This is a genomic window from Naumannella huperziae (assembly GCF_054073625.1).
The window spans coordinates 2,706,115-2,720,220 of sequence record NZ_JBSXPH010000001.1; the positions used below are offsets into that span (position 1 = coordinate 2,706,115).

13 protein-coding genes and 2 pseudogenes are annotated in these 14,106 nt (G+C 70.2%); 5 read left to right on the plus strand and 10 right to left on the minus strand.

The window, feature by feature from the left end; genetic code table 11:
• Positions 1-16: 16 nt before the first annotated feature.
• The 4 genes from ACXDC7_RS12875 to ACXDC7_RS12890 all read left to right on the plus strand — a co-directional run bounded on the left by ACXDC7_RS12875 (position 17) and on the right by ACXDC7_RS12890 (position 4,163).
• The gene (locus ACXDC7_RS12875) at positions 17-841 is read left to right on the plus strand and encodes a sugar phosphate nucleotidyltransferase (RefSeq protein WP_218843881.1); all 825 of its coding nucleotides are present in this window, start codon (positions 17-19) and stop codon (positions 839-841) included.
• A complete protein-coding gene (locus ACXDC7_RS12880; protein WP_459222383.1) occupies positions 838-2,193 on the plus strand; it encodes a glycosyltransferase family 2 protein in 1,356 nt (451 codons plus the stop codon). Before ACXDC7_RS12875 ends, ACXDC7_RS12880 begins: the two co-directional genes overlap by 4 nt.
• A gap of 180 nt (positions 2,194-2,373) precedes the next feature.
• Positions 2,374-3,198 carry a glycosyltransferase family 2 protein gene (locus ACXDC7_RS12885; protein WP_459222384.1) on the plus strand — a complete coding sequence of 275 codons (825 nt, stop codon included), beginning with the start codon at positions 2,374-2,376 and terminating at the stop codon, positions 3,196-3,198.
• A complete protein-coding gene (locus ACXDC7_RS12890; protein ID WP_459222385.1) occupies positions 3,195-4,163 on the plus strand; it encodes a glycosyltransferase family 2 protein in 969 nt (322 codons plus the stop codon). Before ACXDC7_RS12885 ends, ACXDC7_RS12890 begins: the two co-directional genes overlap by 4 nt.
• A 15-nt stretch (positions 4,164-4,178) precedes the next feature.
• Here ACXDC7_RS12890 and ACXDC7_RS12895 read toward each other — a convergent pair whose 3' ends face one another.
• Positions 4,179-4,970, minus strand: a complete 792-nt coding sequence (locus tag ACXDC7_RS12895; protein WP_179446014.1) for a carbon-nitrogen hydrolase family protein — start codon at positions 4,968-4,970, stop codon at positions 4,179-4,181.
• A 77-nt stretch (positions 4,971-5,047) separates the two neighbouring features.
• On the opposite strand from ACXDC7_RS12895, the gene map reads away from it, so the two are divergent.
• A complete protein-coding gene (gene map / locus ACXDC7_RS12900; protein ID WP_459222386.1) occupies positions 5,048-5,866 on the plus strand; it encodes a type I methionyl aminopeptidase in 819 nt (272 codons plus the stop codon).
• A gap of 16 nt (positions 5,867-5,882) precedes the next feature.
• On the opposite strand, the gene ACXDC7_RS12905 is transcribed toward map, so the two are convergent.
• The 9 genes and pseudogenes from ACXDC7_RS12905 to ACXDC7_RS12945 all read right to left on the minus strand — a co-directional run bounded on the left by ACXDC7_RS12905 (position 5,883) and on the right by ACXDC7_RS12945 (position 14,100).
• On the minus strand, positions 5,883-6,638 hold the full coding sequence (locus ACXDC7_RS12905; protein ID WP_179446012.1) for a succinate dehydrogenase/fumarate reductase iron-sulfur subunit: 756 nt from the start codon (positions 6,636-6,638) through the stop codon (positions 5,883-5,885).
• Positions 6,639-6,672: 34 nt separating this feature from the next.
• The gene (locus ACXDC7_RS12910) at positions 6,673-8,682 is read right to left on the minus strand and encodes a fumarate reductase/succinate dehydrogenase flavoprotein subunit (protein WP_218843879.1); all 2,010 of its coding nucleotides are present in this window, start codon (positions 8,680-8,682) and stop codon (positions 6,673-6,675) included.
• Entirely contained in the window at positions 8,679-9,374 is a 696-nt protein-coding gene (locus ACXDC7_RS12915; RefSeq protein ID WP_343046025.1) for a succinate dehydrogenase cytochrome b subunit, read from the minus strand. The genes ACXDC7_RS12910 and ACXDC7_RS12915 overlap by 4 nt, the downstream gene beginning before the upstream one ends.
• A 126-nt stretch (positions 9,375-9,500) precedes the next feature.
• Positions 9,501-11,063 carry a polysaccharide deacetylase family protein gene (locus ACXDC7_RS12920; RefSeq protein WP_179446010.1) on the minus strand — a complete coding sequence of 521 codons (1,563 nt, stop codon included), beginning with the start codon at positions 11,061-11,063 and terminating at the stop codon, positions 9,501-9,503.
• Between the two features lie 105 nt (positions 11,064-11,168).
• The gene (gene rimM, locus ACXDC7_RS12925; RefSeq protein ID WP_459222387.1) at positions 11,169-11,684 is read right to left on the minus strand and encodes a ribosome maturation factor RimM; all 516 of its coding nucleotides are present in this window, start codon (positions 11,682-11,684) and stop codon (positions 11,169-11,171) included.
• A gap of 6 nt (positions 11,685-11,690) precedes the next feature.
• Entirely contained in the window at positions 11,691-11,942 is a 252-nt protein-coding gene (locus tag ACXDC7_RS12930) for an RNA-binding protein (protein WP_179446008.1), read from the minus strand.
• A gap of 2 nt (positions 11,943-11,944) precedes the next feature.
• Positions 11,945-12,148 (minus strand): annotated as a pseudogene (locus tag ACXDC7_RS12935) (sunset domain-containing protein); the annotation flags it as partial.
• Positions 12,149-12,589 (minus strand): annotated as a pseudogene (gene rpsP, locus ACXDC7_RS12940) (30S ribosomal protein S16); the annotation flags it as partial.
• A 173-nt stretch (positions 12,590-12,762) separates the two neighbouring features.
• A complete protein-coding gene (locus ACXDC7_RS12945; protein WP_179446007.1) occupies positions 12,763-14,100 on the minus strand; it encodes an MFS transporter in 1,338 nt (445 codons plus the stop codon).
• Between the last annotated feature and the right edge of the window lie 6 nt (positions 14,101-14,106).

The following is a 14,106-nucleotide window of genomic DNA, read 5'->3' on the forward strand; positions in this document are numbered from 1 at the left end:
GAGTTTGGGGGGAATCATGAGGAGTCACGGACTGAAGGTCGTGCTGTTCTGTGGCGGTTACGGGATGCGGATGCGCGGCAGCGCGACCGACGACGTCCCGAAGCCGATGCAACTCGTCGGGCCGTATCCACTGCTGTGGCACGTCATGCGCTATTTCGCCCATTTCGGGCACAAGGAGTTCATCTTGTGCCTCGGCTACGGCGCGCAGATGATCAAGGACTACTTCCTCAACCATGCACCGACCGCGCACAACGACTTCGCGTTGCGCGGCGGGAAGGTCGAGTTGCTCGATGACGAGATGTCCGACTGGACGATCAACTTCGTCGACACGGGTCTGACCAGTTCGATCGGGGAACGGTTGCGACGGGTACGCCCGCTGCTCGGCGACGACGAGATCTTCCTCGCCAACTACGCCGACGTGCTGACCGATGCCGATCTGCCGAGCATGATCGACTCCTTCGTCGACGACGGACAGGCCGTGGCCTCGGTGATGTCGGTGCCACCGCAGGACACCTTCCACGTGCTCGAGGTCGACGAGAAGCACCGGGTCACCAAGATCACGCCGGTGGCGACGATGCCGATGCGGGTCAATGGCGGCATGATCATCCTGCGCCAGGAGGTGTTCGACCATCTCGGCCCGGGCGAGGACCTGATCGGCGACGCCTATGCCCGACTGGCGACCCAGGGCCGCGCACTGGCCCAGCCCTACGACGGATTCTGGAAGGCCGCCGACACGTTCAAGGAGCGCGCCGAACTCGACCGGATGTGGACCACCGGGCAACGCCCGTGGGCGATCTGGGACCGGGGCGCCGAATCACCCGCTGTGACAGGAGATCGATGACCGACACGGCTCTGGAACCGCCGATGCGGATCGGCGCGCCCGTGTGGCCGGAGGCGAGCTGGATCGGCAGTTATGACCGCAGCGCGCCACCGGTCCGACACGGCGAACTCCCGCTGCGCGACGGGTCCGGCTATCGCAACGCACGGTTCCTGGTGCGCGACGGACAGACCGCCGTCGGATTCGTCACGGCTCCCGTGGTCGACGGGGCCGTCGACGCCGACGAGCTGTGGCGCCGCGCGAGCGCCCTGCCCGAACGCCAGTCCCTGCGCGGCCCGATCGGGACCGCATTGCCGTTCTTCAGCGTGATCATCCCCACCCGCGACCGGCCGGGCCCACTAGCCGATGCCGTGCGCTCGGTGCTGGAGACCGACTACCCGGACTTCGAACTGATCGTGGTCGACAACGGCTCGGCGACCGATGCGACCGCCGAGGTGGTGCGCGCCGTGGACGACGAGCGGGTTCGCCTGGTCCGCGAGCCGCGCCCGGGAGCCTCGCGGGCCCGCAATGCCGGGGTCGCCGCGGCCCGCGGCGATCACCTCGCGTTCACCGACGACGATGTGGTCGCCGATCGCTGGTGGCTGCGCCAACTGGCCGCCGGGTTCTCCCGCGGCGCCGACATCGGCGTGGTCTGCGGCATGGTCCCCACCGGCGAGCTGGCCACCCCGGCCCAGGCGTGGTTCGACGAGCGGGTCACCTGGGCGTCGAACCTCACGCCGGTCACCTACCGGCTGGCCGACCCGCCCTCCCCGCGCGGGCTCTTCCCGTTCGAGGTCGGCCGCTACGGCACCGGCGCGAACATGGCCGTGCGGCGCGAGACGTGGGAAACGATCGGCGGCTCCGATGTCCGGCTCGGTCCGGGCACGCCGACCAAGGGTGGGGAGGACCTGGACGTCTTCCTCGCCGCCCTCGCCGCCGGCTATGCCGTCGCAGTCGAGCCGTCGTCCGTGGTCTGGCACCGGCACCGCGCCGAGCTGTCTGCCCTGCGCTCCCAGGTCACCGGCTACGGCCGCGGGCTGGGTGCCTGGCTGACCAAGGTCGCGCTCCACCCGCGGCTGGCGCGCCACGCGGCGCCGGTGGCGCTTCCCGGGTTGCGGCACCTGGCCGGCCTGATCATCCCCTGGCGCCGGAACGCCGCGCTGCGCGAGGCCGACGAGAGCGTGGGCGCCCGCCGTCCCGCGCCGATCTCCCCCGGGCTGATGACCAGGCTGCGCCGGGTCGAGATGCTCGGCCTGTTGAGCGGCCCGGCGAGCTATCTGCTGTCGCGCTGGCGCAACCGCTGCGACCCGGGAATCACCCGCCGGGAGACGACCCGGCCCCCCACGATTGGCCAAGGCATGGGGATCGTGGGGTAGCATGCTTGCCGAAGCGGAAGTGATCGGGCAATGGCTGCCCGGCGATCGGGGGATCACATCACACCGCCGCACATTTCCCTGTGTTGGCAACGCTTCCTCCCCGATCGCGATCAAGTTGACCAGACCAGATCAGATCAACGAGACCAGATTCACCAGAATCGGAACCACTCGGGGGACAAAGTGACCTATCCGAAGCATCGCCCCGCCGCGCCGACGATCACGATCGTGATTCCGGCACTCAACGAGGCGAAGAACCTGCGACGCATCCTGCCGCAGTTGGCGTGGGCCGACGAGGTGATCCTGGTCGACGGCCATTCCGAGGACGGAACCCTCGAGGCCGCGCGCGAGGCCATGCCGGAGATCAAGGCCCTGCGGCAGACCCGGCGGGGCAAGGGCAATGCGCTCGCCTGCGGCTTCGCGGCCGCGACGGGCGACATCATCGTGATGTTCGACGCCGACGGCTCGGCCGACCCGACCGAGATCAACCGGTTCGTGGCGGCCCTGCAGAACGGCGCCGATTTCGCCAAGGGCAGCCGCTATGTCACCGGCGGCGGGTCCTCCGACATCACCGGCCTGCGCAGCATCGGCAACCGCGCGCTCACCCTGATCATGAACACGATGTTCCGCGCCCGGTTCACCGATCTGTGCTACGGCTACAACGCCTTCTGGCGCGATGTGGTGGTCGAGCTCGACCTTCCCTCCCCCGAGCCCGAGGCCGGCGGTGACCGGTCGATGCAGTGGGGCGACGGCTTCGAGATCGAGACGGTGATCAACTGCCGCGTCGCCACCAGCGAACTCGTCGTGCACGAGGTGCCCAGCTTCGAGCTGCCGCGGATGTTCGGGGTGAGCAACCTCAACGCGATCAGCGACGGGTTGCGCGTGGGGCGTACCTTGATCACCGAGTGGCGGCGGGCCTTCGGGCGTCGCGCGCCGAGCCCGGCGGGGCCGCCCCGGCAGCGGCGAGCGCGCCCGCACAGCGTGCCCGCGGGCGATCGCGCCGCGTGAGCCCGCGCGCCACGGTCGTCGTCTGTGCCTACACCCAACGCCGCTGGGCCGAGCTGACCGCCGCGATCGGCGAGGCGGCGGAGCAGGCCCGGGACGCCCAGGCCGATGTCGTCGTGATCATCGATCACAACGATGTGCTGCTGGAGCGAGTGCGGGCCGCGTTCGCCGGGACCGGCGTGCGGGTCGAGCCGAACACCGGCCCCCGCGGCCTGTCGGGTGCCCGCAACACGGGCTGGCGGCTGGCGCGAGGCGAGGTGGTGATCTTCCTCGATGACGATGCCCGCCCGCGACCGGGCTGGCTGGCCGCCCTGCTCGCGCCGTACGCCGACCCCACGATCATCGCTGTCGGCGGGTCCGCCGCTCCGGTCTGGCCGGCGGGCCGCACCCGCCCGCCGAACCTGCCCGCGGGCCCGGCCCGCGGCGAGCTCGACTGGGTGGTCGGGTGCAGCTTCACCGGCCAGGCCGCCGGTGCCGGTCCCGTGCGCAACCTGATGGGCTGCAACATGTCCTTCCGGCGCGACGCGCTGGCCGGTTCGGGCGGATTCGCCGAGAACCTCGGCCGGGTCGGTACGCTGCCGCTCGGCTGCGAGGAGACCGAGCTGTGCATCCGGGTACGCCGGTCGCGCCCCGGCGCGGTGATCCTCTTCGACCCGGCCGCGGCCGTCGACCACCACGTCAGCGCGGATCGCCTGAGCTGGCGCTATCTCGCCTCGCGCTGCCGCAGCGAGGGCCTGTCCAAGGCGGCGGTTGCGGGTCTGGTCGGCGCGGACGACGCGCTGGAGACCGAACGTGGCTATGTCCGCCGGGTGCTGCCACGCGCCGTGGCCCGCGAGCTCGGCGGGGCCAATCTGCCTGGCGCGGCGGCGATCGTCGTCGCGGTCGCCGCGGCCGGATTCGGCTATCTGCAGGGCCGCCTGGCGGGGCTGCGGACCCGCCGCGCCGGCCGGGTGCCGGTCACGGCCTGAGCGATCCCGCGCGGCTCACGTCCGGCGGGCGTTGGCCAGCACCGGCAGCGTCTGCCGCACCCGGGCGACGAGCTCGGGGTCGAGGTCGGCGACCAGGAGCTCGGGGCCCGCACCGGCGGACGCCAGCACCGTGCCGTCGGGGGCGACGATGATGCTGTGCCCGACCCCGGTGGGCGCGCGACCGGGATCGCGACCCTGGCTGCGCGGATCGGCTTGGTCGCAGGCCAGCACGTAGCAGGTGGTGTCGAGCGCGCGGGCCCGCGCCAGCAACTGGAAGGCCTCCGCCTTGCCCTCCCCCGAGCCCCAGGACGCCGGCACCACGATCGCCTGCGCGCCGTCACGGGCGAGGCGGTCGAACAGCCGCGGGAAGCGGATGTCGTAGCAGGTCGCGGCACCGACGACCAGCTCCCCCACCTCGAAGGTGACGGTCCCCTCGCCCGGCGCGACCGTGTCGGACTCGGCAAAGCCGAAGGCGTCGAAGAGATGGATCTTGTCGTACGCCGCCTCCACGCCCTGCCCGGTGATCAACAGCGTGTTCCGTACCCGGCCGGCATCTCCGGGGGTGAACATGCCGGCGACGATGACGATCCCGTGCCGGGCGGCGATGTCGCGCACCCGGGCGGCCCAGTCGCCGTCGAGCGGCTCGGCGATGTCGGTGAGCCGGTGGCCGAAGGCCCGCATCGTCGCCTCCGGGAAGACGACCAGTCCGGCGCCGGCGGCGGATGCGCGTTCGGCGTACTCCTCCACCAGCGCGAGGTTCTCGACGAGATCCCGTCCGCTGGTCACCTGGGCCAGTGCCACGCGCATCGCTACCCCTCTCTCCACGGCGTCCGGGCGGCGGTCCGTCCGGTCCGTCGAGCCTAGCGGCCGACTACGCTGGGGCGATGATCGAGTTGCGTACGCCCGACGAACTGCGAGCCATGGAACCCGCCGGCCGATTCGTCGCCGACACCCTGACCGCGCTGGCCGTGAAGGCCTCCGTCGGGGACAACCTGCTCGACATCGACGCCGAGGCACACCGGCTGATCACCGAGGCGGGTGCCGTCAGTTGCTACATCGACTACCACCCGAGCTTCGGCGCCAGCCCGTTCGGGCATGTGATCTGCACCTCGGTGAATGCGGGCGTGCTGCACGGCCTGCCGCACGACTACACGCTGGCCGACGGCGATCTGCTGAGCCTGGATTTCGCCGTGTCGATCGACGGCTGGGTCGCGGATTCGGCGATCTCCGTCGTCATCGGGGACCCGGCGCCGGCCGATCTTCGGCTGATCGACACCACCCAGCGCGCGCTGGCCGCGGGCATCCGCGCCGCCGTGGCGGGCAACCGGATCGGCGACATCTCCGCAGCGATCGGCAAGGTCGCGAGGCGCGCGGGCTACCGCACCAACCTGGAGTTCGGCGGCCACGGGGTCGGTCGGACGATGCACGGCGACCCGCATGTGCCGAACGACGGCAAACCGGGCCGTGGGCTGGTGCTGGAGCCGGGCCTGGTGATCGCGATCGAGCCGTGGCTGCTGGCCGACACCGACAAGATCATCCGCCTGGACGACGGCTGGACCCTGGCCTCGGCCGACGGCTCGCGCGGCGCCCACAGCGAGCACACGGTCGCGATCACCGCCGACGGCCCGCTCGTGCTGACTGCCCGTGCCGACGGGATCGGCGTACCCGACAATGCGGTGCTGCCGGCCAGCCTCACCGGCTGAGCGGAACGATTCGGTCTCATTCCCCCCGGGCGAGGGCGCCGAGCAGGTCGCGGTTCAGGCGGCTGATGTTGTCGAACGGGATGCCCTTCGGGCAGACCGCGGTGCACTCGCCGATGTTGGTGCAGCCGCCGAGGCCCTCGGCGTCGTGCTGGGCGACCATCGCGAGCACCCGGCTGTCCCGCTCGGGCTGGCCCTGGGGCAGCAGGCCGAGGTGGGTCACCTTGGCGGAGGTGAACAACATCCCCGACGCGTTCGGGCAGGCGGCGACGCAGGCACCGCAGCCGATGCAGGTCGCCGACTCGAAGGCGTGATCGGCATTGTCCTTCGGCACGGCGTTGGCATTGGCCTCGGGCGCGGAGCCGGTGTTCACCGAGATGTAGCCGCCGGAGGCGATGATCCGGTCCAGGGCGCTGCGGTCGACGCAGAGGTCCTTGATCACGCCGAAGGCCTCAGCCCGGAACGGCTCGACGTCAATGGTGTCGCCGTCGGAGAACGACCGCATGTGCAACTGGCAGGTGGTGGTCGGCACCTTCGAGTCGGCCCGACCGTGGGGTACGCCGTTGATCACCACGCCGCACATCCCACAGATGCCCTCGCGACAGTCGGAGTCGAAGGCGATCGGTTCCTCACCGTCGAGCGTGAGCCGCTCGTTGACGACGTCGAGCATCTCCAGGAAGGACATGTGCTCGGAGACATCGGGAACCTCGATGGTCTGCATGTGCCCGGGCTCGTCGGGGCCCTTCTGGCGCCACACGCGCAAGGTGATCTTCACTCGCCATTCCTCACTTCTCGTTCGCTGTCCCGGCTCACTTGTAGCTGCGCTGCTTCATCTCGACGTAGTCATAGACCAGCGGTTCCTTGTGCAGGATCGGCTTGTCGCCGCCATTCCACTCCCACGCGGCGACATGGGCGAACTCGTCGTCGTGGCGCAGCGCCTCGCCGTCCTCGGTCTGCGACTCCGCCCGGAAGTGACCGCCGGCGGACTCGCGCCGGGCCAGCGCATCGATGCACATCAGCTCGCCGAGCTCCATGAAGTCGGCGACCCGGCAAGCGCGCTCCAGCGACTGGTTCAGCTCGTGCTCGGTGCCGGTCACCAACACGTCGGACCAGAACTCCTCGCGGAGCTGGCGGATCTCGACGATCGCCTTGCGCAACCCGGCGTCGGTCCGCTCCATGCCGCAGTACTCCCACATGATCTTGCCGAGCTCGCGGTGGAAGGAGTCGACCGTGCGGCTGCCCTTGATCGACAACAGCTTTTCCAGCCGTGCGTTGACGGCATCGACCACCTCGACCACCGCCGGATCGTCCTTGGCGACCGGCTCGAACTTCCCGGCCGCCAGGTAGTCGGGCACGGTGTAGGGCAACACGAAGTAGCCGTCGGCCAGGCCCTGCATCAGCGCCGAGGCGCCGAGCCGGTTGGCGCCGTGGTCGGAGAAGTTCGCCTCGCCCCCGACGAACAGCCCGGGAATGGTCGACTGCAGGTCGTAGTCCACCCACAGGCCGCCCATCGTGTAGTGCACCGCGGGATAGATCCGCATCGGCACCTCATACGGGTTCTCGCCGGTGATCTGGGCGTACATGTCGAACAGGTTCCCGTACTTCGCCTCGACGGCCTTGCGACCGAGCCGCGCGATCGCGTCGGCGAAGTCCAGGTAGACGCCCAGGCCACCCGGGCCGACGCCGCGGCCCTCATCGCAGACATACTTCGCGGCGCGGGAGGCGATGTCGCGCGGCACCAGGTTGCCGAACGCCGGATAGCGCCGCTCCAGGTAGTAGTCGCGGTCGGCCTCGGGGATCTCGCGCGGATCGCGCTTGTCCTCCCCGCTCTTCGGCACCCAGATCCGGCCGTCGTTGCGCAGCGATTCGCTCATCAGGGTGAGCTTGGACTGGTAGTCGCCGGAGACCGGGATGCAGGTCGGGTGGATCTGGGTGTAGCACGGATTGCCGAACAGCGCGCCCTTGCGGTGCGCCCGCCAGCTCGCGGTGACATTGCAGCCCATCGCATTCGTGGACAGGAAGAACACGTTGCCGTAGCCGCCGGTGCACAAGATCACGCAGTCGGCCAGGTGGGGCTCGACCTCGCCGGTGATCAGATCGCGGGTGACGATGCCACGGGCCTTGCCGTCGACCAGGATCAGGTCCAGCATGTCGTGCCGGGTGAACATGGTCACGGTGCCGGCGTTGATCTGGCGCTCCAGCGCCTGGTACGCCCCGATCAGCAACTGCTGTCCGGTCTGTCCGCGGGCGTAGAACGTGCGCTGCACCTGCACGCCGCCGAAGGAACGGGTGTCGAGCAGGCCGCCGTACTCGCGCGCGAACGGTACGCCCTGGGCGACGCACTGGTCGATGATGTTGACGCTGACCTCGGAGAGCCGGAAGACATTCGACTCCCGCGAGCGGTAGTCGCCGCCCTTCACGGTGTCGTAGAACAGCCGCTCGATCGAGTCGCCGTCGTTCTTGTAGTTCTTCGCCGCGTTGATGCCGCCCTGGGCGGCGATCGAGTGCGCTCGCCGGGGGCTGTCCTGGTAGCAGAACGCCTGCACCTGGTAGCCGGCCTCGCCGAGCGTCGCCGCGGCCGAGGCCCCGGCCAGCCCGGTCCCGACGACAATGATCTTGATCTTGCGCCGGTTGGCCGGGTTCATCAGCCGGGCCTCGAAACGGCGCCGGGCCCACCGGTCCTTGATCTCTCCGCCGGGGGCCTTGGTGTCGGCGATCGGGTCGCCGAGGATCAGGTAGTCGTCCGAATCTATTCCCAGGGTGCGGTCCGGCGCGTCGTCGGTCGTCGGCTCTGTCGTCGGGGCGGTCTCGGTGGTCATGGCTGCACAACTCCAAACAGGCAGGCGAAGGGCGGGATCAGGAATCCGAGGGACAGCACCAGCGCAATGCCGGCGGACCAGGCCAGCGCCCGGGTCCGGGCGCGCGGGGTGCGGATTCCGCCGAGGGTGGCGACCGCGCTGTAGATGCCGTGGCGCAGGTGCATCCCGAGGGCGACGATGGCCGCGGCGTAGATCAACACGACCCACCACACCGTGAAGGCGGTGACCGTGCGCACGTACGGGTCGGCCAGACCGGAGCCGGGGAAGGCGCCGTTGGTGGCGGGGTCGAGCACCAGCTTCGGCAACAGCGTGAACTGCAGCAGGTGGTAGATCACGAACAAGGCGATGGTCAGGCCGCCCCAGCGCATGGTGAAGGACGCATAGGTGCGCTGCACGCCGGTGCGGTGCTGCGTCGATACGTAGCGCCGGCCCGGTCCGACGGCCGCGCGGTCGCGCTGGGTCAGGCGTACCGCCGAGACGATGTGCAGGATCACCGCGAGCAGCAGCACCGGGCGGATCGCCCACAGCCCTGCGCTGTAGGGCAGTATCGGCTCGCCGAGGGTACGCAGGCCCTCCGCGTAGTGGTTGAACTCCTCGGCGCCGGCGAACAGCTTGAGGTTGCCCAGCATGTGACCGATCAGGAAGAGCAACATGATCAGACCGGTGATGGCCATCACGTATTTCGAGACCACGAGCGAGCGCGCCGCCCGTTGGTGAACTGTCAGTGAACTCGTCGCCACGCCCGCAACACTAGTGCGACCAGTGTGTCCACTGGTAGTAAGGAGCACCTTTCGGCGACGTGGGATTTCTCACGTCCCTCAGAAGTCGCAGGCGTCCTCGTCGCGCTCGCCGCAGTACAGCTTGCCGGCGTCCCAGGAGTAGTCGCTGAGCTCGCCGATGGTGACCAGGCTGTAGCCCTTCTCGGTCATCGTGGTGGCGATCTCCTCGGCGGCGGCGACGGTCGGGGCGTGGATGTCGTGCATCAGCACCACGCCGCCCGGCTTGACCGTCTGCGCGGAGGCAGCGGTCTGGACGGTGTCCTTGGTCGCCCAGTCGCGGGTGTCGATGTCCCAGTTGACGATCGCCTGTCCCGACTCCTTCGCGGTCTGGCGGGTCAGCTTGCCGACGGCGCCACCCGGCGGACGCATGAACAGCGGGGGCCGGCCGGTGGTCTTGGCCAGCATCTCGTTCGTCTTGCCGAACTCCTTCTTGTTCTTCTCCGGGGAGCGGTTCGGCAGCGACGTGTCGTGCACATAGGTGTGGCTGGCGATCTCCATCCCCTTCGCGGCGGCGAAGGTGGACATCTCCTCGTCATTGGCCACGACCTGCCCGAGCTGGAAGAACGTGAGCGCCTGCCCCTGGGCGAGATAGGCCTCGATCACGTCCGGGGTGCCCGAGGCAGGACCGTCGTCGTAGGTCATCGCGGCGCACTCGCGAGCCTTGCAGTTCACACCGACCCAGGGATAGGGCCGCGCGGCGGGCTCGGCGGTGGGCTCGTCGGAGGCCTCCCCGCCGGAACCGCCCGGCCCCTGCGGGATGTCCACCACCTGCGGCTCCTCCGACGGTTCGGCGCCGGCCTTCTCGTCCTCGCCGCCGACTGACTCCTTGCGGTCGCGGGAGTCGAGCTTCGCGCCCGGGTCGAACCGCTCGGGTGCGGTCGCCGAGGCCTGCGCGTCGATGCCGAACGGCGACAACAACGGATCGATCGCCGCGCGCGGAACCCGGACCGGTCCGGGCACCAGGTCGTCCCGGAACGCCAGCACCGCATTGCCCTCGGCGTCGAAACCCATCGCCGGTCCGTTGCCGTAGGGCGCCGCCTCCTGGCCGAGCGCCTCGCCGACCGCGCCGGCATCGGCGTCTCGCGGCAGGGCGTCGGTCACCGCCGACACGAAGGCGGGCCAGCCGTCCAGGCTGATCAGCCCGGGGGCGGCGACGCCGCGATCGCTGGCCCGGTCGTACCACACGCTGATCGGGACCTTGCGCGGCTTGCCCTCGACGGTCGAGGAGGTGTCGAGCCAGATCCCGACGGCCTTGGGCGAGGAGCCGACCACCCGCCACTGCTGGGTGTAGTCCGTGCCGTTGGCCATCGCGTTGTTCCGCAGCCCCTTGTTGGTCGCCAGCTCGACGGCCAGCGAGAGGTTGCGCGAGTCGGGATCGAACGGGACCGCGACGTCACTCACGCCGGCGTCCTTGCTGGACAGTTTCCCCTCGTCCAGGCCGCCGACCAGGCCGCGGTCGACCTCGGCGAGCGCGACGGGTGCGGCCTCGTCGCCGCCCTGCCCGCCGGGCTGCGGGGGCGTACCGGGGACAATGCCCTGGCTGGGGCCCGTGCACCCACTGAGCACGAGCCCGAGGACCAGTGCCGCGAGCGGCGCAGCCATGGCCCGGCGATGCCCGGCGCGGCGCGCGAGGCTGGGCTGACAAGCGGTGGAGGATGCAGACTGCGAGCGGGACACGGCTGTCAGGGTAGTTCGTCGGGGGTCGGACTACCCCATCAGGCCCGGCACGTCGGCCAACTTCAGGAAACCTTTATCCAGGTCGATCTCGACGACGAGTGCGGCGACCAGCGGCACCAGGTGGATCGACCCGTCGGCGGCGATCTCCAGCAGGTCCTGCGCGGGCAGGTGGGCGATGCCGCGAACCCGGCCGACAGGCGTACCCGCGTGATCGCGCACCTCCAGGCCGACGAGCTGGCGATCCCAGTACTCCCCGGGGCCGGCGGGCGTCTCGGCGCCCGGCACATCGGCGTACAGCTCGACGCCGCGCAACAGCTCGGCGGCCGTGCGGTCGTCGACGCCGTCGAGGCTGACCAGCAGCCGGCCCTGGTGCCAGTGGCTGCGCGCCACCGTCCAAGACCGGCCGCCGGCATCGCGTACCCGTGCGCCGGCGGCGAAACGCCGATCGGGCTCGTCGGTACGCGGCGTGATCGTCAACTCGCCGCGAATGCCGTGCGGGCGGCCGATCCGCCCCACCCGGACCTCGACCGTCCGGGAATCAGCCACGTCCGATCAGCGGCCGCGGCGCGGCCGGTCGACGTCGACGAAGTCGATCTGCACGCGCTCGCGTCCGGCGAGGGACTTGATCACGGTACGCAGGGCGGTCGCGGTGCGGCCCTGCCGGCCGATCACCTTGCCGACATCGGACGGGTCGACCCGGACCTCGAGGATCCGGCCGCGGCGCAGATCCTTGTCCGCGACCCGCACCTCGTCGGGCCGGCTGACCAGCCCGCGGACCAGATGCTCCAGCGCATCGGCCAGCATGCTCAGGACTCGGTCCCGGCGTCGGCCACCGCGTTGACGAAGCCGGCCGCCTGCGCCGCCTCGGCGCTGTTGAACCAGACCTCGGCGATGGTCCGCCCGTACCACGGCGAGTCGGGCGTGTGGAACTTCATCGAGTCCTCGTTGCCCTTGATCTCGAAGCCCTCCGGCGGGTTCTCCCCACGGAAGGAGTTCTCGCCGTAGTCCTTGGCGTCGTCGGCCTTGGCGTCGTCGGCCTTCGCCTCGTCGGCCTTGGCCTCGTCGGCCTTGGCGGACTTCTTGGCCTTGGTCTTCACGGCGTCGCCGGCGGCGGCCGAGCCACCGAGGGCGGCGTTGAAGGCGGCGGTCTTGTCGGTCCGCTCGGGCTGCGGGTCGATGCCGGCGGGGCTGGTGTCGCCGCTGAACTTCTGCCAGTCGCCGGAGCGCTTGAACAGCGCCACCACGGCCTCCGTCGGCTGGGCGCCGACGCCGAGCCAGTACTGCGCCCGCTCGGAGTCGACGACGATGATCGACGGGTCGTTCTTCGGGTGGTACTGGCCGATCTCCTCGATCGCCTTGCCGTCGCGCTTCTGCCGCGAGTCCATCACGACGATGCGGTAGTGCGGGGTGCGGATCTTGCCGAGCCGCTTCAGTCGAATCTTGACAGCCACGTGGGTGGTATCTCCTGTGAAGTAGGGATGGTCCTCGGCTCGGCGTGGGGACACCGGGGGCCTCGGGCCGGATGGCTCTGGCCGGCCGGCGCGGTGAGAGGGCGCCCCGACGGCACAGATGCGCGGGCAATTCTGCCAGAACGAACCGGGCGGACCAACTCGCCCGCCGCCGGTCAGTGCCGAAAGCCCGCCAGCGGGACGGCGTACCGCGGTCCGAGAATGCCGCCGAGGCCGGTCAGCGCGGCGATCGCGATCAGCAACACCGCGGCCGGCCACCAGTGCTGACCCGCGCCGGCGACCAGCGCGGTGGCCAGCAGCGGCATGAAGCCGGAGATGACGCCGGCCAGGTTCTGCGCCATTCCGGTGCCGGTGTAGCGCATCTCGGGTCGGAACAGGCCGGTCATCAAGGTTCCGGAGACGGCATAGGAGACCGACAGCAGGCAGACGGCGATGATCATGCCGGCGGCGACCGCGATGGGATTGCGGGTGGCCAGCAGCGCGAAGGCCGGGAAGGCCGCCACGGCGCTCAGCACCGCGCCGCCGATGATCACCCGGCTGGCACCGAAGCGCTCGCCCAGCCGCCCGCAGATCAGCACCGTCGGGATCTGCCCGACGGCCGCCAGCAGGCTGCCGACCAGCAACACGGTCGAGTCGATCTTCAGGGTCTGGTTGCCGTAGCTGATCATGAACGCGGTGACCAGGTAGAAGCCCGGTACGCCGAGCATGGCAACCAGGCTGGCCACCAGTAGTTGGCGCCACTGCAGGCGGAACATCGAGCGGACCGGCGTGCGATCGACCGACCTCGTGTCCAGCATCGCCACGAATACCGGCGACTCCTCCAGCCGGCTGCGCAACCACAGCGAGACCGCGAGCAGCGGGATCGCCAGCAGGAACGGGATCCGCCAGCCCCAGGCAGTGAACGCAGCACCCTGCCCGACGATCAGCCCGATGATCGCGAACAGGCCGGACGACATGATCGTGCCGATCGGCGAACCGATCTGCGGGATCGCGGCGAAGCGGCTGCGCTGGTGCAACGGCGCGTGCTCGATGGCCAGGGTCATCGCACCGCCCCACTCCCCGCCGACGCTGAGCCCCTGCAGCACCCGCAGTGCCATCAGCAACAGCGGAGCAGCCAGGCCGATCTGGAAGTAGTCCGGGAGCAGGCCGATCAGACCGGTCACCATGCCGATTCCGACGATGGTGATCAACAACGTCCGTCGCCGCCCGTACCGGTCGCCCATCCAGCCGAACAGCAGGCCGCCGATGGGGCGCGCGACGAGGCCGACGCCGAAGGTCGCGAAGGAGGCCAACAGCGATGTCGTCGGATCTCCGGTGACGAAGAAGGTCTTGTTGAAGACCAGACTGGCGGCGGCGGTGAAGAGGAAGAAGTCGTACCACTCCATGGCGGTGCCGACCAGCGCGCCGATCGCGACGCGGCGGGCATCGGCGGGGCTGAGGGTCTCGGCGGTCCGTTCCTCGGCGGGGCCGGCGGTAGCGGGTTGCTCGGTCATGTCGGG